Annotated in this window: 17 protein-coding genes; 7 read left to right on the top strand and 10 right to left on the bottom strand. The window is 51.8% G+C overall.

The window, feature by feature from the left end; translation table 11 throughout:
• The first annotated feature begins 38 nt into the window (after positions 1-38).
• From ACYVH9_RS09230 to frr, 4 genes are all read left to right on the top strand, one after another.
• Complete coding sequence (locus ACYVH9_RS09230) at positions 39-962, top strand: DMT family transporter (RefSeq protein WP_460636017.1); 924 nt, start codon at positions 39-41, stop codon at positions 960-962.
• Positions 963-983: 21 nt separating this feature from the next.
• A complete protein-coding gene (locus ACYVH9_RS09225) occupies positions 984-1,484 on the top strand; it encodes an acyl-CoA carboxylase biotin carboxyl carrier protein subunit (RefSeq protein ID WP_460636016.1) in 501 nt (166 codons plus the stop codon).
• A gap of 119 nt (positions 1,485-1,603) precedes the next feature.
• Entirely contained in the window at positions 1,604-2,320 is a 717-nt protein-coding gene (gene pyrH, locus ACYVH9_RS09220) for a UMP kinase (protein ID WP_460636015.1), read from the top strand.
• Between the two features lie 124 nt (positions 2,321-2,444).
• Positions 2,445-3,005 carry a ribosome recycling factor gene (frr, locus tag ACYVH9_RS09215; protein ID WP_460636014.1) on the top strand — a complete coding sequence of 187 codons (561 nt, stop codon included), beginning with the start codon at positions 2,445-2,447 and terminating at the stop codon, positions 3,003-3,005.
• Positions 3,006-3,071: 66 nt separating this feature from the next.
• Here the strand turns inward: frr and ACYVH9_RS09210 are convergent, their stop codons facing one another.
• The 5 genes from ACYVH9_RS09210 to ACYVH9_RS09190 all read right to left on the bottom strand — a co-directional run bounded on the left by ACYVH9_RS09210 (position 3,072) and on the right by ACYVH9_RS09190 (position 9,737).
• On the bottom strand, positions 3,072-3,596 hold the full coding sequence (locus ACYVH9_RS09210) for a hypothetical protein (RefSeq protein ID WP_460636013.1): 525 nt from the start codon (positions 3,594-3,596) through the stop codon (positions 3,072-3,074).
• A gap of 80 nt (positions 3,597-3,676) precedes the next feature.
• Positions 3,677-6,790, bottom strand: a complete 3,114-nt coding sequence (locus ACYVH9_RS09205; RefSeq protein WP_460636012.1) for an efflux RND transporter permease subunit — start codon at positions 6,788-6,790, stop codon at positions 3,677-3,679.
• A gap of 3 nt (positions 6,791-6,793) precedes the next feature.
• Entirely contained in the window at positions 6,794-7,879 is a 1,086-nt protein-coding gene (locus tag ACYVH9_RS09200) for an efflux RND transporter periplasmic adaptor subunit (RefSeq protein ID WP_460636011.1), read from the bottom strand.
• Between the two features lie 3 nt (positions 7,880-7,882).
• Complete coding sequence (locus tag ACYVH9_RS09195; RefSeq protein ID WP_460636010.1) at positions 7,883-9,133, bottom strand: TolC family protein; 1,251 nt, start codon at positions 9,131-9,133, stop codon at positions 7,883-7,885.
• 193 nt (positions 9,134-9,326) lie between these two features.
• On the bottom strand, positions 9,327-9,737 hold the full coding sequence (locus tag ACYVH9_RS09190; protein ID WP_460636009.1) for a hypothetical protein: 411 nt from the start codon (positions 9,735-9,737) through the stop codon (positions 9,327-9,329).
• A 143-nt stretch (positions 9,738-9,880) separates the two neighbouring features.
• On the opposite strand from ACYVH9_RS09190, the gene ACYVH9_RS09185 reads away from it, so the two are divergent.
• Positions 9,881-12,295 (top strand): TonB-dependent receptor, encoded by a 2,415-nt coding sequence (locus ACYVH9_RS09185; RefSeq protein WP_460636008.1) that lies wholly within the window; start codon positions 9,881-9,883, stop codon positions 12,293-12,295.
• An 11-nt stretch (positions 12,296-12,306) separates the two neighbouring features.
• Complete coding sequence (locus ACYVH9_RS09180; RefSeq protein ID WP_460636007.1) at positions 12,307-13,377, top strand: DUF4249 domain-containing protein; 1,071 nt, start codon at positions 12,307-12,309, stop codon at positions 13,375-13,377.
• 30 nt (positions 13,378-13,407) lie between these two features.
• On the opposite strand, the gene ACYVH9_RS09175 is transcribed toward ACYVH9_RS09180, so the two are convergent.
• The 4 genes from ACYVH9_RS09175 to ACYVH9_RS09160 form a co-directional block, all read right to left on the bottom strand.
• Positions 13,408-14,907, bottom strand: coding sequence for a RagB/SusD family nutrient uptake outer membrane protein (locus ACYVH9_RS09175; protein ID WP_460636006.1), 1,500 nt, complete (start codon positions 14,905-14,907; stop codon positions 13,408-13,410).
• Positions 14,908-14,967: 60 nt separating this feature from the next.
• Positions 14,968-17,829: a SusC/RagA family TonB-linked outer membrane protein gene (locus tag ACYVH9_RS09170; RefSeq protein WP_460636005.1), complete on the bottom strand. Its 2,862-nt coding sequence runs from the start codon at positions 17,827-17,829 to the stop codon at positions 14,968-14,970.
• Between the two features lie 205 nt (positions 17,830-18,034).
• Positions 18,035-19,015 carry a UDP-glucuronic acid decarboxylase family protein gene (locus tag ACYVH9_RS09165; RefSeq protein ID WP_460636004.1) on the bottom strand — a complete coding sequence of 327 codons (981 nt, stop codon included), beginning with the start codon at positions 19,013-19,015 and terminating at the stop codon, positions 18,035-18,037.
• Positions 19,016-19,122: 107 nt separating this feature from the next.
• Complete coding sequence (locus tag ACYVH9_RS09160) at positions 19,123-20,454, bottom strand: UDP-glucose dehydrogenase family protein (protein WP_460636003.1); 1,332 nt, start codon at positions 20,452-20,454, stop codon at positions 19,123-19,125.
• 318 nt (positions 20,455-20,772) lie between these two features.
• Here ACYVH9_RS09160 and ACYVH9_RS09155 point away from each other — a divergent pair, with 318 nt between their 5' ends.
• Entirely contained in the window at positions 20,773-21,927 is a 1,155-nt protein-coding gene (locus ACYVH9_RS09155) for an acyl-CoA dehydrogenase family protein (RefSeq protein ID WP_460636002.1), read from the top strand.
• Between the two features lie 76 nt (positions 21,928-22,003).
• Here the strand turns inward: ACYVH9_RS09155 and ACYVH9_RS09150 are convergent, their stop codons facing one another.
• On the bottom strand, positions 22,004-22,201 hold the full coding sequence (locus tag ACYVH9_RS09150) for a hypothetical protein (protein ID WP_460636001.1): 198 nt from the start codon (positions 22,199-22,201) through the stop codon (positions 22,004-22,006).
• Between the last annotated feature and the right edge of the window lie 79 nt (positions 22,202-22,280).

Raw genomic sequence — 22,280 nt, 5'->3', positions numbered from 1 at the left:
CAAAGAACCAAACTGCCTGAAATGAAGGTTGTCTGCGTATGACGAAACCATTTACCAATCACCCCTTACCAGCCCCCGAACCGGCTGTTACGTCGCCATCGAAGCGCCAGCTTCAGGCCTGGTTACTGCTCATGCTGGTTGCCCTCATTTGGGGAACGTCCTTCATCTTGATCAAGTACAGCCTAACGGTTTTTTCGGCGGTTCAGGTTGGCACGGGCCGTATTTTTCTGGCGCTGGTCTTTTTTCTGCCCTACCTGATCGTGCGCTGGAGCCACTTCCCCCGCGACCGCTGGCTGCCCTTGCTGGGTTCGGGTTTGCTTGGATACCTGATTCCGGCCATGCTATTTGCTACCGCCGGTGCCCACCTGAACAGCTCGCTGGCCGGCACCCTGAATGCCCTCAGTCCACTGTTTACCTTTCTGATTGGGGTTATCTTGTTTGGTCGGCGGGCGCGCGTCCTGCAGATTGGCGGCATTTTACTCGGTTTTGCCGGATCGGTTTTTCTCGTCTTCTTCAGTGCTACGGGTTCGTTCTCCTACAATGCCTACGCGCTGCTAATTGTGCTGGCGACACTCTGCTACGGTTTTAACATCAACATTGTTTCGCGGTACCTGTCGGATTTACCCGCCCTGTTATCGACCGCTTTCACGTTTGGGCTGGTTGGCCCGATTGCACTGCTGGGCCTGTCTACCACGGATTTTCCAACGCGGGTAGCCGCTCCCGGTTCTACCTCCGCCCTGCTGATGCTCCTGACCCTGGGCATGATTGGCTCCGGTTTTGCCACCATTCTTTTTAACCGGGTGATTCAGCTAACCTCGGCCGTTTTTGCTTCTACCGTAACCTACCTGATCCCCGTGGTGGCCGTTCTCTGGGGATTACTGGACGGCGAGCCGCTTCATTGGCCGCAGGTGGCCGGTATGGGAATTTGCTTGTTGGGCGTATATTTGATCAATAAAAAGTGATCCACTCAACCCTTATCCTGCATGTTTCGCGCTACCGTTAACGATCAGCCATCTTTTGAAATCGATTTTTCCGGTGATCAGCCGGTTCTGAATGGCCAGCCGATCCAGTGGGATCTGGTACGCCTGAATGATCGCATGGTTCATCTTTTGCACCAAAACCGCTCGTATACTGCCGAAATCCTGCACCTCGACCGTACGGCCAAAACCGTAACCCTGAAAATCAACGAGGCCACGTATCAGGTAAATCTGAAAGATCGTTTTGATCTCCTGCTTGAGCAAATGGGTATGAGTTCGGTTAGTCAGACCAAAATCAATGACATTAAAGCCCCGATGCCCGGCCTGATTCTGAGCCTGAATGTGCAGCCCGGCGATACAGTGAGTAAAGGCGATACGGTGTTGATTCTGGAGGCCATGAAGATGGAAAATGTCATCAAAGCCCCCGCCGACGGCAGCGTTAAAACCGTTCGGGTAACCCGCGGGCAAACCGTCGAAAAAAACCAGGTTCTGGTGGAATTTCACTAGGAAAGCGGCAACGTAGCGGGAACAGATGAAGAAAAGAAAATCTGATTATTCCCTTTTCTCCGCGCCTTCCCTGCCGCACTTCTCCTTTTTCTTTTATATTTGTCGCCAAACTTTCCTTCATGGCTCAACTAAAATATAAACGCATTCTGCTTAAGCTTAGCGGAGAAGCTCTAAGCGGAGACAAAGGGTACGGCATTGATCCGGCCATTCTGGAACAGTATAGCCTGGAAATCAAGCAGGTTGCGGAAATGGGTGTTCAGATCGCCATCGTCATCGGTGGAGGTAACATTTTCCGGGGCATTCAGGGAGAACGCAGCGGTATGGACCGGGTTCAGGGCGATTATATGGGTATGCTGGCGACAGTGATCAACGCCATGGCCATTCAGAGTTCGCTCGAACAACACGGTTTGTACACGCGGGTAATGTCGGCCATCAAAATGGAGCAGGTTTGCGAACCCTACGTTCGTCGCCGGGCCGTTCGTCACCTCGAAAAAGGCCGCGTCGTGATCTTCGGTGCCGGAACGGGCAACCCGTATTTCACTACTGATACCACGGCCAGTCTGCGGGCCATCGAAGTCGAAGCCGACGTTGTACTGAAAGGTACCAAAGTAGACGGTGTATATACCGCTGACCCGTTCAAGGACAAAACGGCGACCCGGTATACCACGATTTCGTTTCAGGACGTTTACGAAAAGAAACTGAACGTAATGGACCTCACCGCCTTTACGTTGTGCAAAGAAAATAACCTCCCCATCATCGTTTTCGATATGAACCGCCCTACCAACCTGATTCGTCTGGTAGAAGGTGAAGACATCGGAACGCTGATCACGGGCTAATTTTTAAAAATGATGAATTATGGACGATGAATTATGAACGGGTTACCGGTGCGATGATCAACCGTGAATTATTGCGTCAGTTACTCATCGCCCATCCTTCGTAAGGCATCATTAGTTAAAAACAATGGAAGAGATCGAGCTATATCTCGAAGACGCCCGGGATACCATGGAAAAGGCGTTAAAACACCTCAACATCGAACTGGCTAAAATTCGGGCCGGGAAAGCGTCGACCGCCATGTTGGACGGCTTGCAGGTGGAATATTACGGCATGAACTCGCCGATCAACAACGTGGCTTCGATTACAACGCCCGATGCCCGGACCATCGCCATCAAACCCTTCGAAAAGAAAATGATTGGGGAGATTGAGAAAGCGATCCGCAACAGCAACCTGGGCCTGTCGCCGACCAACGATGGTGAAAATATTCGTCTGAACATTCCTCCTCTGACCGAGGAACGTCGCCGGGATTTGGTCAAAAAGGTAAAGCAGGAAATTGAAGTGGCCAAAGTGAACGTGCGCAACATCCGGAAAGAAACCAACGACGGAATTCGTAAACTGACCAAAGAAGGGGTTTCGGAAGACGATGTAAAAAAAGGAGAAGAACGCGTTCAGAAGCTAACCGATGGTTTTATAGCCCGGATCGATACGATTTTTGTGGCGAAAGAACAGGATATCATGGTAGTGTAAATTCAACTGCCAGATAACAAAACGAGCGCAGCCTTTTGGCTGCGCTCGTTTTGTTGTCTGTATTGTTTATGCATCCTTTCGGATATTGATTGAATAGAGTTCTGTAGCCGACAAAAACTGACCGTCGGCACTGAACTGCAGTCGCAAAGCCTGCGATGCCGACGGATTCACCAAAATGACCCGATACGGGCTATTGTCGGTGCCGTTGGCGCCAGTCAGCACTGAATGAACCCGGTAACCGGCGTACTGCTTGCTGATGTAATCCTCGGTCTTTTCGGGCATGGTAGCCCGGTCCACCAGTACGCCCTGATCAAGAACCACGCCAGTAGGCGTAATCAATGCTGCCATATCGACGGAATCCTGGGTAAAGCGAGCCTCCCAGATACGTTCTTCAAAATTAGACCACTCCACAGTCTGTACATTCGGGAAGGCCGTTTTGAAACCGCCATAGGCACCCACCGCCACCTGACTGCTGGAAGCTTCGTAAATAAAATCGGCCCCCGCCTTATCCTGACAACTCCATGCTAATACGCTCAAAACCAGAATACCCATCCATGTCCGCAACTGGTTACTAACTCGATTTTTTTTCATGATTCGATGTGTTTAGAGATGTTAATGAAAAGAAAAGAATTGAACTAATTGACTCCAATCGCTTGCTTTGAAGGCCCGGTTTACTCATCCAGATCCCGAAGGCGGTAAACCCGGTGCCGATAAAAGAAGCGATAAATAATCGGGAAGATCAGCAACGTCAGGATGGTGGCCGTAACCAACCCCCCGATGACGACAATCGCCAGCGGTTTTTGCGTTTCTGAACCAATCCCGGTTGAAATGGCCGCCGGAAACAAACCGATGGCTGCCATCAACGCCGTCATGACTACGGGCCGAATGCGCGACTGAACACCGTCACGAACGGCGTCATCCAGTGACATTCTGGCCAGTAGATTTTTATTAAAAACCGAAATCAGAATCACCCCGTTTTGTACGCAGATGCCGAAAAGCGCGATAAATCCAACTCCAGCCGAAATGCCAAAATTCATGTTGGTGACGTGCAAAGCCAGAATACCACCAATCAGGGCAAAAGGCACATTCAGCAGCACCAGACCGGCATCCTTGGTGTTACCGAACGTGATAAAAAGGATGACAAAAATGGCCGCCAGGCTAATTGGCACAACCTGCGTCAGCCGTTCGGTGGCCCGCACCTGGTTTTCGAACTCGCCAACCCATTCCACGGAGTAATCCTTGCCGGGCTTGAGGGCGGCATTTACTTTTTGCTGAGCCTCGGCAATCGTGCTGCCCAGATCGCGCCCCCTGACCGAAAACTTCACCCCGATAAACCGCTGGTTAATATCACGGTAGATGAAAGCCGGACCCGTTTGCTTCCGAACCGTCGCAATTTCCCGCAACGGAATCAGGCCACCTTTCAGGGTTGGCACCATCAACCGCATAATGTCTTCTTCCGTTTGCCGATACTCCTCCTGATACCGTACCCGAATGTCAAATCGCCGTTCGCCTTCGTAGAGTACCGAAGCGGTTTTCCCCCCAATCGCCATTTCAATTACTGCCTGGGCATCGGCCGTTGTTACCCCATACAGGGCCATTTTATGATCGTGAAACAGCACACTTACCTCCGGTTGCCCCACATTCCGGATGATACCCAGATCACGAACCCCCTCCACATCTTTCATCGCTTTCATGACCTGATCGGCATATTTTTCCAGCTCGTAAATGTCCGGCCCAAAAATTTTCACCCCGTTGCTGGCTTTATAACCAGCCACGGCTTCAGCCACGTTGTCGATAATCGGCTGCGAGTAGTTGTACAGGATTCCGGGATAGTCCCGCAGTTTTTTATCCATCTCGTCGGTCAACGCTTCCACCGAAATTTTGCGTTTCCACTCTTCTTTCGGCAGCAAATCCACCTGAAACTGACAGAAATAAAAGCCGTTCGGGTCCGTACCATCGTTGGAGCGACCTACCTGCGAAAGCACCTGTTTGACTTCCGGAAACGTTTGGAGATCCCTCCGGATCTGCCCGGCCATCTCCACGCTTTCGGGCAACGACAAACTCATTGGTAGTTCGGCAGTTACCCAAAGCGCTCCTTCATTCAGTTGGGGTAAAAACTCCGTACCCAGAAAACGGGCCGAAAAAAATGTCCCTCCCATAAAAAGAAACGCAACCAGTACACTAAGCCTTTTGCGGGCGTAACACCACGCAAAACCCGCCATGACAATGCGATTGAAGAAGTTGACGACGGGGTTATTTTTCTCCCGAACGTTCTTTTTCAATAAAATGGAACACATTACCGGTACCAGTGTCAACGTAAACAACAAGGCCCCCAGCAGTGCAAACCCCAACGTCCAGGCCAGCGGAGAAAACATCTTTCCCTCTACTTTCTGAAAAGAGAAAATTGGCAGTAAAGCCGTAATAATGATCAGCTTAGAAAAGAAGACTGCTTTCCCCAGCTCACCCCCCGTCTTTTTAATTAACCCCAGTTTGGCCAGTTTGTTAAACCGTTCCATCCCAACTTTATGCGCCCGATGGTCGAGCGCGACAAATATGCCCTCGACCATGACGACGGCCCCGTCGATAATAATCCCGAAATCAACAGCCCCCATTGACAGCAGATTCGCCGACATCCCCCTCATTTTGAGGCACATAAAAGCAAATAACAGCGCCAACGGAATGATAATGGACACGATGAGCGTGGTGCGCCAGTCGGCCATGAACAGGAATACCATGACCGTTACCAGAATAATTCCTTCGGTCAGGTTGTGCAGAACGGTTCGTGTGCAATATTCGATCAGGTTGTCGCGGTCGTAAAAAGTTACCATTTTCACGTCGGCCGGCAATACCCGGGTGTTCAATTGCTCAATCTTGGCCTTTACACGCTCCAGCACTTCACTGGGATTTTCGGCTTTCCGCATCACAACGATGCCTTCCACCACATCATCGTTTTCATTCAAGCCAACCTGGCCAACCCTCGGCAGCTGTGATTCAGCCACTTCCGCGACATTTTTAACCAGAATGGGATTTCCGTTCAGCTCCTCGATAATGATATTTTCGATATCCTGAATGGAGGTTAACAAGCCAATTCCGCGCACCACGTAAGCCTGTCCGCTTCGTTCAATAACATCGCCCCCAACATTGATATTACTGCGGGTAACGGCCTGGTAAATTTCCAGCGGTGTCAGATCGTATTTGGCCAGTTGAGTCGGATTAACCCGCAACTCATAAATTTTCTCCCGGCCCCCAAACGCCACCACATCAGCGACACCCGGCACGCTACGCAACTGCCTATCAATGACCCAGTTATGAATGGTCAACAGCTCCCGACTATCCCGTTTATCACTTTTTAACGTAAAGCGGTAGATCTCGCCCGTTGGGCCGTAAGGGGGCTGCACATCGGGTTCGACCCCCTCAGGTAACGGAACATTTCGAAGCTGATTATTGACCTGCTGACGGGCAAAAAAGTCTTCGACATCGTCTTCAAAAATGATTTTGATCACCGACAGCCCGAACATCGTTACAGATCGGACGTTGGTTTTCCGCTGCACCGAATTCATGGCGACTTCAATCGGTACGGTTACAAACCGTTCAATTTCTTCGGCGCTCCGGCCGTTCCATTCCGTAACGACAATAATCTGCGTGTTGGTGACGTCCGGGAAGGCCTCCAGAGGGGTATTCAGGTAGCTGAACACGCCGGCGATGACCAGGGCCGCCGTCATGAAAAAAATGAAGAATCGATTTTTGAGCGAAAAACCGACAATATTTTGGATAAACTTGTTCATCGATTAATCGTTCAATGCGTTGTAGACCAGAATCTGATTTTTGGATATGACCTTTTCACCGGGTTTGACCCCCGAATCGAGGTAGGTGGTGGTTCGCATCGTTTTGTGCACGGCGACTTCCCGTACTTCCAGATCACTCCGATTGCGGTACACAACGACATAGTTTTTGGATCGATCGAAAATGACAGCGTCCGTAGGAACCGTTGCCAGTTGCTGCCCGGTCGACAGACTCAGCCGGATCGTGGCATGCATCTGCGGCTTCAGCTTATAGTCTGTGTTCGCCAGCCGGATGCGCACGCTCATCGCTTTGGTGTTCGGATCGAGGACGTTATAAATTTTATCCACTTTCCCCCGAAACACTTCATCGGGGTAACTTAACGTCTCGATCTGGGCATCCATGCCCGTGCGGACCCGCGCAATGTCGCTTTCATTGACATTGGCCATGACCCAGACATCGTTGATCTCGCCGATGGTGAAAAGATTATCGGCGTTATCAGAACGGAGCTGTAAACCCGGATTTACGTTTTTCTCGATGATAAAGCCCGAAATGGGCGCTTTGACCGTGTAATTGGTAGAATTACCCAAGCCGTAAATCTGGAAAACCTCCCGCAATCGGTTTACTTCGGCCTGCGCCTGATCAACCTCATTCTGGGCCTGAACTACGTCGCGCTGGGCATTCAGTTTGCTTTCATTGAGGTCTTGCGCCACCCGCAGGTTTTTTTGGGCCACGAGCAGGGCCGACTGTGCCTGAATCATCTGCCGCTCCAGATCCGCCACTTCGCCAGAACGAATCAGGGCCAGCGTCTGTCCTTTTCGAACGTAATCGCCCAATTCGACCGATACGGTTTCTACATTGCCCCCCACCAGCGGAAAAACTTTAATTACTTTGTTTTCGTCGGCCATAACCCGCCCGACGAGCGTCAGCTCATTGCGAACTGGTTGCGTCACGACTGAATCCAGCCGAATGCGTTTCAGCATGGTATCCGACAGCATAAAGGCTTGAGCCTCTTCCTGTTCTTTCGGGGTATCACAACTCAGTATCCCGAACGCCGTCGTTAAAAAGAAAAATAGGATGATGATTTTGCTCATGATTTAATTCGATAAATCGGTACCAACGACGTAGTTAAATTCTTCGTAAGCCGCCATGCGGTCGGCCTTCAGACGGTTCAGATCCCGGATGTTTTCAGTGTAGGTTTCAAAGAGGTCGACAAACTCCAGCAGGGAGATATTGCGTTTCAGAAAGTTTTGTACCACGCCTTGGTTCAGTTCTTCAAATTGTTCTTCAAATCGGCCTTCAACCGACCGGATCATCTGCTCGGCGTTGCGGACTTTCTGCCACACGGCTGTTACTTCATTTTCAACCTGAATGGTCTTTTGCTGCTGGAGCCCTTTCTGGTAATCGATCTGACTCCGGGCGGCCCGGATGGCGCCCTGATTGCGGTTGAACAGCGGCAGGTCGACCGCTGCCGACACGCCCACGTAATGCTGAATGTAATTGGAAGCCTGATCGTAAATACCACCAATCCGAACATCCGGTTTCGCCAGTGCTTTCTGCAGGTTGAAATTCAACTGGGCTTGCCGGGTTAGGGATTCGCTGATCTGAACATCCGGACGGTTTTGCAGAGCCAGGCTGCGAAGTGAGTCCAGTGACTGTGCCGATGGCCGTAAGCGGGACAAAGCCGTTTCATTCACCAACGCCCGGATGGGTTGACCAGTCGAAAGCAGCGTTTGTAGATACTGCTGCTGATCCGCCAGTTGGGCTAGTATTTCCGTGCGGTCTTTGCCCAGTTGAAACAGTAGTGATTTTAAACGAAGTAGTTCGCGGAGGGAAACGTTGTTGCGCCGGAATTGCTCTTCAAATGCATTGACGGTATTCTGCAACACATCCAGTTGCTGATCATACCGCGCCAGGGTATTTTGCTGGAAATAAAGTTCGTAAAAGCGGCTATGCAACTCAAAACGCAGCGCCCGCAGCAAATCACGAAACTCCAGTTCGGTCAACCGGGCGGATTCTTTAGCCAGTTCGACCCGTTTGTTACGCTTTCCGGCGGTATAGAGCAATTGCTCAATGGAAACGAATTTCTGTCCTTCGCGTCCAACATCCAATACGCGACGACGGCCGGGATTGAACGCGTTTAGTTCAACGGTTACGGTAGGATTGTCAAATAAACCGGCCTGGAGTACCTGCGCCTGGGCGGCATCAATCTGGTAACGCCCGGCCAGTGCGAGCAAATTTCGGCCTACAAACAGGCTATCTGCCTGCCGGAGCTGGATGGACAGCGTGTCCTGTGCCTTCACCATCCCGCTGAGTAGCAGGATCGTCAAGGTCAACGATCTGATCATAAGTTTTTGAAAAGTGACAGGTACGATATGGCGTATCGAGCCGGGCAGAATCCGCGCACCGTGACTTACTCCAGCCGTAAAGAGACCGGAGAAAACGATTTGTCAGCCTGAACAGCGAATACGGGAAAAGAGAAGAAACAAGCCAACCGCCGAATGCAGAAGGGCATCGTTACTTCACGGCAAAAAGCAGGAGCTAGCCCCGTCGAGGTGGAGGGGAGTCAATCTCGGGGAAGTGAGACGTATAATAAGCTGCGTAGAAGAATTGTTTCTTTTCGGGCACCAACGGAAAACTGATGGTTATTTTTTGCAGAGCGGCCGCACTAGCCGGGGTAGCCCAGTCACAAATCGATTTAACGATCTTTACGGCAAACGGATGATCCGGATCATCTTGTTCGGGAACCGCGTCCGGAATTTTAAGCACTTTTTCCAGCAATACCTCACCAATGCTTTCCATTTTGTTGACGGAAAGATCTTCCGCACCCACATTTTTGACAAGCGGTTGGGTGAGTTGATCCGGCGCATCAATACTGAAGTTGATGACGTTAATGGCCATCAACAAACAGAACATCCGGTTCAGTAAAGGAAGCTGACGAAGTACCTTCATAGGTTTGCTCCTGCAAAGATATTGGAAAATTACGAAACTTGGTAACGTCCAATGATTAGCGACATAAATCAAAATAATCTCACAATAATGATAATTGATCATTAATTGGTATCTTGTCGCATGATCTAAACCACTACTAACCTGTGAATGTTTTACTCTCCCTGTACCGCTGGGTGCTGGTCGGGTTGTATTTTATTGCCAGTGGGGTTAGCGTTTACGCCCAATCCCTGCCGTCACGCGTCATTTCCGGCTACGTGCGCGAAACGGGCAGCAACAAACCGATCAGTGGAGTGTCTGTCTTCATTCAGGAAACCCGCCGGGGAACCACCACGGACCGCGACGGTTTTTATAACCTGACCGTATCCGACGGCACTTACACCCTACTGATTTCCCACATTGGCTATCTGCGGCTTGAGCAAAAAGTAACCGTTCCGCCCAGTCGAAACCTGAACAACATTTCCCTGGCACCCGACACCCAACTGCTCGAAGAAGTAACAGTTAAGACCGAATCGGCAGACCGTAATGTCAAGAAAGTGGAATTAGGCGTGACGCAGTTGCCCATTCAAAGCATCATTAAAATGCCCGCTCTGATGGGGGAAGTGGATGTGGTTCGCAGTCTGCTGTTGCTTCCGGGGGTGACAACCGTGGGCGAAGGCGCTACCGGTATCAATGTCCGGGGCGGCAGTGTGGATCAGAACCTGGTTTTGCTCGATGATGCCCCGATCTACAATTCATCGCATTTGATGGGTTTTTTCTCGGTATTCAACCCCGATGCCGTGCGCGATGTTACCCTGCAAAAAGGTAGCATGCCCGCCCGCTACGGAGGACGGACCTCCGCCGTGCTTGATGTCCGAACGAAAGAACCCGATCCCGAAAAAATACGGCTCAGTGGTGGCGTTGGCGTGATATCAAACCGGCTGGGTGTTGAAGGACCGATTGCCGGACGCAAACTGACGTTTCTGGCCGACGCCCGGCTGGCCCTCAACGACTTTTTATTTAAATTGGGACCAGCTACCATCCGGGATGTAAAAGCAAACTTTTACGATGTAACCACCAAACTAAAATTTTTGCCCAACGAACGGAATACGGTTTACGTGTCGGGTTACCTCAGCGACGACCGGATGGTGCTACCCTCTGATTCGCTGTTGGCGGTGGATGTATCAGCATCTCAAACGGGCATTGACTACCAGACCGCCAATGGTTCGCTAAAATGGATCCATACGTTCAGTGAACGGTTGAACCTGACGGCGTCTGCTATCATTTCCCGGTATCGTTCGGCCACGAGCGTTCCTGATAGCAGTAATCAGTTCCGGCTACAATCAGAATTACTGACTAAAATTGGCAAGGTAGAAGCTAATTATCAGACTGGGCAGCACCACTGGGCATTTGGCCTTCAGGCCACCCATTACAAACTGTTACCCAATACCCTAACGCCCGGACCGGTTTCCAACACCTTGCCGATCAACATTCCGGCCGAACAGGGACTGGAAGCGGCTTTATACGCCGAAGATGAAATCGAATTGAACAAAAACCTGTCGCTCATTGCCGGGTTACGGTACTCCCACTTTCTGTTTCTGGGACCAACCGAAATCCGAACGTATGCCCCCGACGGTCCGCTCCGTCCCGAAACCCTTGCCCGGCAGGAAACCGTTGGCCAGGGATCGGTGGCGCAGCAATACGGCGGGCTGGAGCCGCGGCTGGCCTTTCGGTGGGCGCTCGGAACGGATCGCTCGCTCAAAGTGTCGTATACCCGAACGCGGCAATACCTGCAATTGATCACCAACACCACGGCCGCTCTGCCTACTTCGCGCTGGAAAATGAGCGACAACCACATCAGGCCCCAGATTGCCGATCAGCTTTCGGCGGGGTATTTCCGAAATTTTGAGGATGATCGTTACGAAGCCTCGGCGGAAGTGTACTACCGACAGAGCCAAAACGCCATTGATTACCGCGATGGGGCGAAACTGCTGCTTAACCCCACTCCCGAAACCGATCTGGTTCAGGGCCGGGGGCGGGCGTATGGCCTGGAGCTCATGCTGAAAAAAAAGCGCGGCTTTCTGACTGGCTGGGCCAGTTATGCCTTCACCCGAACCCATCTTCTGGTCAATAGCCCCTACGCCGGCGATCGCATCAACAACGGAAAATGGTATCCGGCGAACTTCGACAAACCGCATTCCGTCAACGCGTTAGCCATCTACCGCCCGTCGCTCACGTTTACGTTTTCGGCCAACTACACCTACAGTACCGGGCGCCCGCTGACGGTTCCGTACGCCAAAGCCCGGGTAAATAACCTGATTACGCTCCCGGTTTACCTCGACCGCAACCAGCAGCGGATTCCGGATTATCACCGGCTGGACATTTCGCTCACCTGGGAGAAAAATCCGGCCCGAAAAACCCGTTATTGGTACAGCTGGACCTTCTCGGTTTATAATCTATACGCCCGAAAAAATGCCTATTCGGTCTTCTACCGATTCAGCAGTTATTCAGCGGGCGATGCCAACAAACTGTCAATTTTTGGCGCGGCCATTCCGTCACTCACCTATAACTTCAAGCTGTAACGATGTTCGGAATGAAGCCTTTCTCTATCCTTCTTTTTTTCCTGCTGGCGGTATCCCTTTGCCAGTGCATTACGCCGATCAACCCTGATGTCCAGACGCTCTCGCCTTCATTAGTCGTTGATGGATTAGTGGCCGACCAGCCCCGGCGAAGCCGAATCTTTCTGAGTCTGACGGCGGAATATACCGCCAACTCGCTCAATTACCAGGTTCAGCAAGCGACGGTTTTTGTAGCCGACAACACGGGGCAGCGAACGGTTTTTGGTGAAGTTTCGCCCGGCTATTACCAACCTGATACAAGCTGGCGAGGCATTGCCAACCGCAGTTACACCCTACACGTCCGGCTGGCCGACGGGCGGGAGTATGCTTCTAAACCGGAAGTATTACGGCCCGTTGCCTCCATTGACTCGATGTACGTCGAATATTCCCAAAAACTAAAATTTGGTACTGATGCCTACGACAAAGGCTTTGACGTTTACCTTGATTTGAAAGATCCGGCCACGCCGGGTGATTATTACCGCTGGAGCTGGGTGCATTACGAAATACCGTCTTTTTGCAAAACCGTTAAAATTCCTGCCTGCGGATCGTGCCAGGACAATCTCGAATTTGGCATGAGCTGCTGCGGCCCCTGTTGGGATATTGTCCGCTACCAGAATATAATTAACATTTCCAGCGATCAGGCCATCAACGGAAACCGCATCAGTCGGCGGCCCATTCTACGCGCGCCTTTTACCAGTTACCAAACATACTACGTAGAAATTGAGCAGCAATCACTGACAAAAGAAGCGTATGAATACCTGTCCACGCTCAAAGATATTGTGCAAAATACCGGCGGCCTTTTTGATGCCGCTCCAGCCACCTTAATCGGGAATATAAACCGAATCGGTGATCCGAACGAACTGGTCTTGGGCTATTTTGGCGCTTCCTCCATGACCGTTCGCCCCTTGTATATTGATCGCAGTAAAGCCCCGTCTTATCCTGACCTGGTTCCGTCTCCTCCCCCACTCCCGCAACCCGCTTCCTGCGATCAGTGCCTCGAAAGTGCCATTCGAACCGCCCGAAAACCGACCTGGTGGGTGTACTAAAATAAGGGGTTCATGTCATTTACGCGGCTCTTACCAACCCGGATTTTGCGTCAGATTGGGGTTCAGCTGGCGCTCTTTGGCGGGAATCGGAAACAAGTAATGCTTTTTCTCATCGAACGGACGCCCTTTGGAAGTCAGCTCCAGATAGGCTCGTTTCCAGCGAACCAGATCACGCCAGCGGTGCCCTTCCAGCCCCAGTTCAACCACCCGCTCATGCATCAGCCAGTTCATAAATTCAGTCTTCGACATACCCGGTTCCAGCGGATCCAGCCCCGCCCGGGCGCGAACCCGATCCACGGCGGCATAAGCATCGGCGGTGGGTCCCTGCGAAGAATTGACGGCTTCGGCATACATCAGCAACACATCGGCAAACCGTAACAACCGAATGTTGACATCCGATCCCGTATTCCAGTCAAACTCATTACCAGCATCTTTCTGGTATTTCCGTACGGCGAAGTCAATCGGCAAAATATCCGACCAGGCCCGGTATTCCAGCACTTTGTAATAATCGAGCCCGTCGAATTTACTGCCTTGCGGCCCAAAAACCGACGCCAATAGACGGGTATCGCCAATTTCGAACTGTTTGACATACCACTCCGATGGAATGACATTGTTGTTGGCGCGGCCCCGAACGCCCATTTCCAGAGGACGTAAACCTCCCGTTCCACACTCATCGCAGGCGGCACCCGGATTAACCGTGGTCGAAAACTGCACTTCAAAAAGCGATTCTTTGTTGTTTTCGTTGGTATTGGTGTGGTTGTCGCGGTAATTGGGCACCAGATCATAGACCTTTGAGTCGATAATTTCCTTAAACAAGCGAGCCGCTGCCGTGTAATCCGCTTGATTGTTCGTCAGGTTGGCGCGGTACAGAAACGCTTTTGCCCGAAACCCTTTGGCCGCTCCGCGCGTAACCCGCCCAATCTCGTCGCCCTCGTACGAAACCGGCAACCGTTTTTCGGCCTCTTCAAAGTCTTTCAAAATGGCTTCGTACACATTGGCAACGGCAATTCGGGTCGGCTGTTTTTCGGCTGGATTGCTCACATCCACGACTTTCAGAATCAGTGGAACATCCCCAAAATTCGTTACCAGAATGAAATAATACATCGCCCGCAGAAAATGCGCTTCGCCCAGCAAACGGCTTTTCTTAGCCTCATTCATAGGAATGCCCGGAATGCGCGTAAGTGCCAGATTCGCCCGATAGATACCCTGATAACAGCCCGACCAAATGGCGCTATAAACACCGTTTGAGGCATCGGCTTCGGCCTCCCGCATTGTCACCAGACTCGGGCTGGTCGAAACTGTTGCATCGGTTTCGTCCGACATCAATTCCTGCGTCAGGTGCATCATCTGCGAATACAAATCCGGCGACGCCAGCGTTGCGTACGTTGCATTAACGGCTTTCAGGGCATCTTCTTCGGTTTTGTAGTAGTTATCCGAAGTCAGCACGTTGACGTTCTGAAAATCCAGGTCTTTATCACTGCATCCAACCATCAGCCCGGCCACCAGCAACAGCAAACTTATTTTTTTCATGCGTTTATTGAGTATGTGGGAATGAGAAAGTACGTCTGATTTTGATCGCTCATTCGCCCATTAAAAACCGATTTGAATTCCCCCCAGAAACATCCGTGACTGAGGTTGCAGCCCCCGGTCAATTCCTTCAGATACGGCCTGGTTGCTTGCAAATTCCGGATCGAAACCGGAGTAGTTTGTTTTCGTAAACAGGTTCTGGGCTCCGACGTAGACCCGCAGCGTACTGGCCCCAAAACGGGAAAGCAAGGTTTCGGGTAAGGTGTAACCCAGTTGGAGCGATTTGATTCGGAAGTAGCTGCCCTCTTCCACGAAACGGTCCGACGGGCGGAAGTTACGGGTTCCGGACGCATCGACACGGGGTTCAGTGGCCGACGGTTTTTCGCGGGTCCAGCGAGACAGCACCTGGGTTCCGGCGTTGTATTTCCCCTGATACCCGTAAAGCCAGTAAGACGTACCATTGTAAAGCTGCCGCCCCGACTCGCCCTGCAACAGCACCGACAGATCAAAGCCCACGGCACTCACAGAAGCCGAAAAACCGTAATAAAATGTGGGTATCGGGCTGCCCAGGAAGGCCTTATCCTCATCCGTAATTTTACCATCGTTATTCAGGTCGCGGTAGCGAATATCGCCGGGCTCGGTGCCCGTCAAATGCGGCTTTCCAATAATCTCGTTCCGGTTCTGAAAAATACCTTCCCGCAAAAAACCGTAGTAACTACCCACCGGCTGGCCAACCGCCGTAGCCGTTACGGTTTCGTCCTGCACTTTGCCATCGAAAACCGGGCCGGGCCGGTCGCCCAGCGACACCACCTTGTTGTTCTGCCAGCTGGCAAATCCGCCAACCCGGTACGTGAGCCAGCCCGTGCGCTGCTCGGCCGTTAGACTCAGGTCTATTCCCGAATTGTCGACAGTCCCCGCGTTGGTAAGCGGGGCAGCCGCCCCTACCGATGCCGGTAACGGCACTTCCACCAGCAGGTCCGTGGTCCGCCGACGGAAGTAGTCGGCCCGCACTTTCACAACCTCTTCCAGCGCACTGATATCCAGGCCAACCGTACTCGTCGTCGTGGTTTCCCAGCGCACCCCCGGATTGGGCAGGATGTTGGGATAAGCCCCCACGCCCAAATACGAATTGGTGGGCCCAAAAGGATAATTATAATTCTGCGCGATCAACGAAGCGTACTGAAAATCACCGACATTATCGTTGCCGGATCTTCCCCAGCTTGCCCGCAGTTTAACGGTATTGAGATACGGTACTGATTCAAAAAATTGCTCTTTGCTGAGATACCAGGCCACGCCCACCGCCGGAAAGGTACCGAAACGGTGGCCCGGTCCAAACCGTGAAGAACCATCGCGCCGAACCGTTGCCGTTAGCCAGTACTTTTTGTCAAAGTCATACGAAAGCTGCCCCAGCAGGCTGACAATCCGGTAAAAACCGTAGGTGCCGCCTACTGTGCGGTTGGGTGATGATTGCCCGGCGGTCAGGGAGCGAATGTCGTTTCCGGGCAACCCGTCGGCAAAAGCCGTAATATCATCAATCCGGTAGGTCTGGCGGTTCCCGGCGGCTAAAACCGTTAGGGTATGAACATCCTGCGTGTAGTGGTAACTCAGCTGGTGGTGAAGTAACGTATTATAAACCGACTGCTTGCCCCGGGCCAGCGAAGCCGTGGGATTAATGTTGAACTCGCCCATGTTGAACGCAGGCATCGAATAAAGCCGGTCGAAATTCTGCAAATCGAACCCGAAGCCCGCGCGGTATTTCAAGCCCTCGATGATGGTCCATTCCCCAAACAGATCCCCCGTCAAATTCAGGGTGGTATGCCGGTCGTTGGCCAGTCTCGACATACCAATGGGGTTCAAGGCGTCGTTGCCAGCATCGAGGTAGGTCGTTCCGTTGTAGCCACCCAACAGCCTGGGGTTGGTAATCGACAGGTATGGCGCGCTTTTCATTGCCTGCTCGATGGGTGAACGCCCCCCCACGCCATCGTTTGCGTGCTGCACGGCCTGGCCCACGCTGAGGTTCTGGCCAATTTTCAGGTTATCTGACAGATCAAAATCAGTGTTGAGCCGGACCGATAACCGCTCAAAATCGGAGCCCAGAATGACGCCATCCTGTTTAAAATAATTGGCGCCGATCAAATACCGCGCAGCCTCGTTTCCGCCCGCAACCGAAACGTACGCGTTCCGAACCGGCGCCGGACGCAGCAAGGCTCCGAGCCAGTCGGTACTGGTTTTCAGCAACGTATCGAGCGATGACTGATTGGTCAGCTTAAACGCCGGAATCAATCCGCCGTTCGAGCGGCTGTCATTGATAAAACTGATGTATTGGCGGTTGTTGAGTAGCTGGGGGCGTTGGGTTGTCTGTTGAACACCGGTATAAAAACCGGCGGTTACGCGGGGCCGGCCAGTCACTCCTTTTCGGGTGGTAATGAGCAGCACCCCGTTGCTCCCCCGCATACCGTACAAGGCAGTAGCACTGGCATCTTTCAACACTTCTACGGTTTCGATATCACCCGGACTCAGCCAGTTTACATTATCCGACTGTCCGACAATCATTCCATCCACTACCACCAGGGGGGTGCTGTCTCCAAACCGTCCGGGCCCGTGAAGTTGCAGCGTGGCGGCCCCGCCCGGTTCACCGGAATTGGACCGAACCAGCAAACCAGCCACCTGCCCTTGCAATGCCTGCAATACGTTGCCAGTAACAATCCGCTGAAGATTGGTATTGGAAACCGTATCGGTGGCACTAACGTGCTGCGCAACCCTCAATCGTCCGTTGCGAATGGCCAGTGAATCATCGGTCCGACTTGGAAAGGCAGGCCGGGCGGATAGGTAGGTTGTTGAAACGAGAAAACAGGAAGCGATGAAAGTTTTTTTGGACGTTGTTCGTAACGTTGAGAAACACCGAATGAGCGGTGGACGTATCATACCTGGAGTGGGTTAGAATCGGCAATCTAAAGTCTGCTAACCCTTCTGTATCAAGAATAATACCAATCGAACATAAAAAAACCTGCGCAATCAGAAAGATCACGCAGGCTATTCATATCCACGTACTTGAAATCGTAATTTTTCGATTCTAAAATCTAATGCAGGGTTGAGCAGGTCCGAAAACCCACGCCCGGCCTATGTCTGCTTATTTTTTCGCAAACTCGCGGTGGTAAGCGGCTTTGTACAATTCTTCTTGTGGCAGGCTCTTGAAATAATCATACGTAATGCGTAGCCCTTCCTCCCGGGATACTTTCGGCTCCCAGCCCAAAATTTCCTGAGCCCGGGTAATATCCGGACGGCGTTGTTTCGGGTCGTCCGTTGGCAACGGCTTCAGAACCAGCTTCTGCGTAGTACCCGTCAGTTTGATGATTTCTTCGCCGAATTCCTTGATCGTAATTTCGCCGGGATTACCAATATTGACCGGGTACGGGTAATCGCTCAGCAACAGGCGGTAAATGCCCTCAATTAAGTCATCGACGTAACAGAACGAGCGCGTCTGACTTCCATCCCCAAAAACCGTCAGATCCTCACCCCGCAGCGCCTGACCGATGAACGCGGGCAGCACCCGGCCATCGTTGAGCCGCATCCGGGGGCCATACGTATTAAAGATCCGCACGATCCGGGTTTCCACACCGTGATAGGTGTGATACGCCATCGTCATTGCTTCCTGAAAGCGCTTGGCTTCGTCATACACCCCGCGTGGACCAACCGGATTGACATTTCCCCAATAATCTTCGTTCTGCGGATGAACCGTCGGATCACCGTACACTTCAGAGGTCGAAGCGATCAACACCCGTGCCTTTTTGACCCGCGCCAATCCCAGGCAATTATGAATGCCCAGCGAACCGACCTTCAACGTCTGAATCGGAATTTTCAGGTAATCGATCGGGCTGGCCGGCGACGCAAAATGAAGGATGTAATCCAGTTCGCCGGGAACGTGAATAAATTTCGATACGTCGTGGTGATAAAACTCAAAGTTGGGCAGGTGGAAAAGGTGTTCGATGTTGCGAATATCACCCGTAATAAGGTTGTCCATCGCAATGACATGATGCCCTTCCTTAATAAAGCGATCGCAGAGGTGTGACCCCAGAAAACCGGCTCCGCCCGTAATTAGTACGCGTTTCATATAACAGTTGATCAGTTTTGTTCGTAGTTTACAGTTAACAGAATACCGGTTTCATCAACCATAAACTTAAAACCATAAACTGAATTTAAATAGGTATTAGGTTGAAATTAGGCGTTTTGGGGAACTTCCGGCGTCACCGTTTCCCGTCCGATGCTGTAGTAGGTGTATCCAACTTCCCGCATTTGATCGAGTTCGTAAACATTCCGACCGTCGAAAATCAGTTTATTTTTCAGCAACAGGTTCATCTTGCCAAAATCCGGAGTCCGGAACAGCGGCCATTCGGTCATGATCACCAGCGCGTCGGCATCGTCCAGGGCTGCGTACGACGTATGGGCGTAGGTAATCTGGTTGCCCAGGACATTCCGCACATTGTCCATCGCTTCGGGATCGTAAACCGTCACTTTCGCGCCTTCCTGCAGCAATTCCTTGATATTTTCCAGCGCCGGTGCCTCCCGGATATCGTCGGTATATGGCTTGAAGGCCAGGCCCCAGATCGCAATGATTTTTCCTTTCAGGTTGCCGTCGAAATGGTTTTTGATGACCGGCAGCAGCTTGCTTTTCTGCTTGGCGTTTACGTCCATCACCGACTTCAGAATCTTGAAATCGTATTCGTATTCCTGCGCGGTTTTAGCCAGCGCCTGCACATCTTTCGGGAAGCAGCTTCCGCCGTAACCAATTCCGGCAAACAAAAACCGCTTACCAATCCGGCTGTCCGTGCCGATTCCCCGCCGGATGTCGTCAACGTTCGCACCCGCTTTTTCGCACAAGTTCGCGATTTCGTTCATGAACGAGATTTTGACAGCCAGGAAGGCGTTAGCCGCGTATTTGGTCATCTCGGCCGAGCGTTCGTCCATAAAAATCACGGGGTTACCCTGGCGTACGAGCGGAGCATACAGCTTGTTCAAAACCGCCTTGGCTTTTTCGGATTTCGTTCCAATCACCACGCGGTCGGGCTTCATGAAATCGTCAACCGCCACCCCTTCCCGCAGAAATTCCGGGTTGGATACGACGTCGAAATCAATTTTAGCCCCCCGGGAAATATGCAGCCAAACCTTCTCGGCCGTTCCCACCGGAACGGTGCTTTTATCGACCACCACCGCGTATTGTTTCAGCAGCGGCCCCAGGTCATCGGCCACTTTCAGAATGTATTTCAAATCCGCGGAGCCATCTTCGCCCGGAGGGGTAGGCAGCGCCAGGAAAATAACTTCGGCCCCTTCAATCCCTTCGGCCAGATTGGTCGTAAATTTCAAACGACCCTCGGCGGTGTTCCGGTTAAATAGCACGTCAAGACCCGGCTCGTAGATCGGGATGATACCGTTGTTCAGCTTTTCGACTTTCCGTTCGTCGATGTCAACGCAGACGACCTGATTGCCGGTTTCGGCAAAGCACGTACCCGTCACAAGCCCGACATATCCGGTTCCCACAACTGCTAATTTCATAGGTGTGTTTGTAGCTTAAATGTTAAGTAGATGGTTGGAAGGCAACTGATTTTGGACTTTTTATATACCTCACTTGCAGGTCACAAAAATAGATTTTTTTACTTAATTCTGGTTGCCTGTTGCGGAATTTGTGATTTACAGGCTGTAAACTTCTTGAGCGGTCGTTGGTTAAACCGCTATTGAAAGACGGTATTGCCCGGAACGAAAATTTATTCGCGCCAACCGAACCCGATTAAGGCATTCGCTTGAGTCTGTCGATTTAAAGTTGTATATTATTGCTACGAGTGCCGTAAAACGCGGTCCAAACCCCACACTGTTATGACGTCAGAAATTGTAGAAAACCAAGCACAGGAGCTTTCAAGCCTGATTACGCAAACCGTCCGTGATTTTGCCGCCCGGCAAATTCTGCCCCACGTTCGGGACTGGGACGAAACGCAGCATTTTCCGGTGGAAACCATGCGTCAGTTGGGCGAACTGGGTTTGCTGGGCGTTCTGGTTCCGGAAGAATTTGGCGGAGCCGGATTAGGCTATCGCACTTACGTCAATGTCCTTGTCGAGTTAGCCCGGGTCGACGGGGCCATTGCGCTGTCTGTAGCGGCCCATAATTCCCTGTGCACCAACCATATTTTAGCATTCGGCACTGCCGAGCAAAAACAACACTATTTACCCAAATTAGCCTCCGGCGAGTGGATTGGTGCCTGGGGATTAACCGAGCCCAATACCGGTTCCGACGCTGGCAATATGCGAACCGTAGCCGTTCGGGATGGCGATGACTGGGTGCTCAACGGTTCCAAAAACTTCATTACGCACGGGAAGAGCGGCCACGTGGCCGTGGTCATTGCCCGCACCGGAGAACCCAATACCTCCCACAATGCCACCGCGTTTGTGATCGAGCGCGGCACGGCCGGATTTTCGGGTGGGCGGAAGGAAGACAAATTAGGCATGCGGGCGTCGGAAACCGCCGAGATGTTGTTTCAGGATTGCCGGATTCCGGATTCCCAGCGACTGGGCGAAATCGGCGACGGTTTTGTGCAGGCACTCAAAATTCTGGATGGTGGCCGGATTTCCATTGCCGCCCTGAGCCTGGGCATTGCCGTGGGCGCTTACGAACACGCCCTGCAATACGCGCAGGAACGGCAACAGTTTGGCCAACCCATCGGACGGTTTCAGGCTATCGGTTTCAAACTGGCTGATCTGGCCACCAACATCGAAGCTGCCCGGCTCCTGACCTACCAGGCCGCCGACCTGAAAGATGCCCGCAAACCTGTGACCAAAGAATCGGCGATGGCAAAGTTATACGCATCGGAAGTGGCCGTTAAAACCGCTGATGAAGCCGTGCAGATCTTTGGAGGCTACGGATACACCAAAGATTTTCCGGTTGAAAAATTTTACCGCGACGCCAAGCTTTGCACCATCGGGGAAGGAACCAGCGAAATTCAACGATTGGTTATTTCACGCTTACTGCTTTCTTAAAAGGAAAAGCGGGCAATTTTGCCCGCTTTTCTGCTTTCCTACAATTAATCTAAGCTATTAAACCGATTACTGCTACTCAATTAACACGCTTTTTCTCTACTTTCTTCGTTTCCGTTTTTTTGACCACCGCATGGTGTTTTACCTGCTTTCCATTCATTTTCTCACCTTTTACGGCGGTCGGGGTGGCCGTGGATTTAGCCGGTTTGTCCTGCGCAAGAGCAGCAGGTGCTGCCATTATGGCCAGGCATACAGCAGCAAGCATGAACGTTTTCATCATCTGAACCAGTTTTAACGTTTTCCAACCCTCATTCTGTTTACGGTCAGAAAGGTCAAACCTCTGCATTAAAACCCTG

Source organism: Larkinella harenae, from assembly GCF_054780515.1.
The sequence above is the reverse complement of the archived record's forward strand: the minus strand, read 5'-3'. Positions and strand labels throughout refer to the sequence as shown.

Coding starts and splice junctions, on each gene's coding strand:
- ACYVH9_RS09230 (WP_460636017.1), top strand. CDS start 39: ATGACGAAACCATTTACCAATCACCCCTTACCAGCCCCCGAACCGGCT.
- ACYVH9_RS09225 (WP_460636016.1), top strand. CDS start 984: ATGTTTCGCGCTACCGTTAACGATCAGCCATCTTTTGAAATCGATTTT.
- pyrH (WP_460636015.1), top strand. CDS start 1,604: ATGGCTCAACTAAAATATAAACGCATTCTGCTTAAGCTTAGCGGAGAA.
- frr (WP_460636014.1), top strand. CDS start 2,445: ATGGAAGAGATCGAGCTATATCTCGAAGACGCCCGGGATACCATGGAA.
- ACYVH9_RS09210 (WP_460636013.1), bottom strand. CDS start 3,596: ATGAAAAAAAATCGAGTTAGTAACCAGTTGCGGACATGGATGGGTATT.
- ACYVH9_RS09205 (WP_460636012.1), bottom strand. CDS start 6,790: ATGAACAAGTTTATCCAAAATATTGTCGGTTTTTCGCTCAAAAATCGA.
- ACYVH9_RS09200 (WP_460636011.1), bottom strand. CDS start 7,879: ATGAGCAAAATCATCATCCTATTTTTCTTTTTAACGACGGCGTTCGGG.
- ACYVH9_RS09195 (WP_460636010.1), bottom strand. CDS start 9,133: ATGATCAGATCGTTGACCTTGACGATCCTGCTACTCAGCGGGATGGTG.
- ACYVH9_RS09190 (WP_460636009.1), bottom strand. CDS start 9,737: ATGAAGGTACTTCGTCAGCTTCCTTTACTGAACCGGATGTTCTGTTTG.
- ACYVH9_RS09180 (WP_460636007.1), top strand. CDS start 12,307: ATGAAGCCTTTCTCTATCCTTCTTTTTTTCCTGCTGGCGGTATCCCTT.
- ACYVH9_RS09175 (WP_460636006.1), bottom strand. CDS start 14,907: ATGAAAAAAATAAGTTTGCTGTTGCTGGTGGCCGGGCTGATGGTTGGA.
- ACYVH9_RS09170 (WP_460636005.1), bottom strand. CDS start 17,829: ATGATACGTCCACCGCTCATTCGGTGTTTCTCAACGTTACGAACAACG.
- ACYVH9_RS09165 (WP_460636004.1), bottom strand. CDS start 19,015: ATGAAACGCGTACTAATTACGGGCGGAGCCGGTTTTCTGGGGTCACAC.
- ACYVH9_RS09160 (WP_460636003.1), bottom strand. CDS start 20,454: ATGAAATTAGCAGTTGTGGGAACCGGATATGTCGGGCTTGTGACGGGT.
- ACYVH9_RS09155 (WP_460636002.1), top strand. CDS start 20,773: ATGACGTCAGAAATTGTAGAAAACCAAGCACAGGAGCTTTCAAGCCTG.
- ACYVH9_RS09150 (WP_460636001.1), bottom strand. CDS start 22,201: ATGAAAACGTTCATGCTTGCTGCTGTATGCCTGGCCATAATGGCAGCA.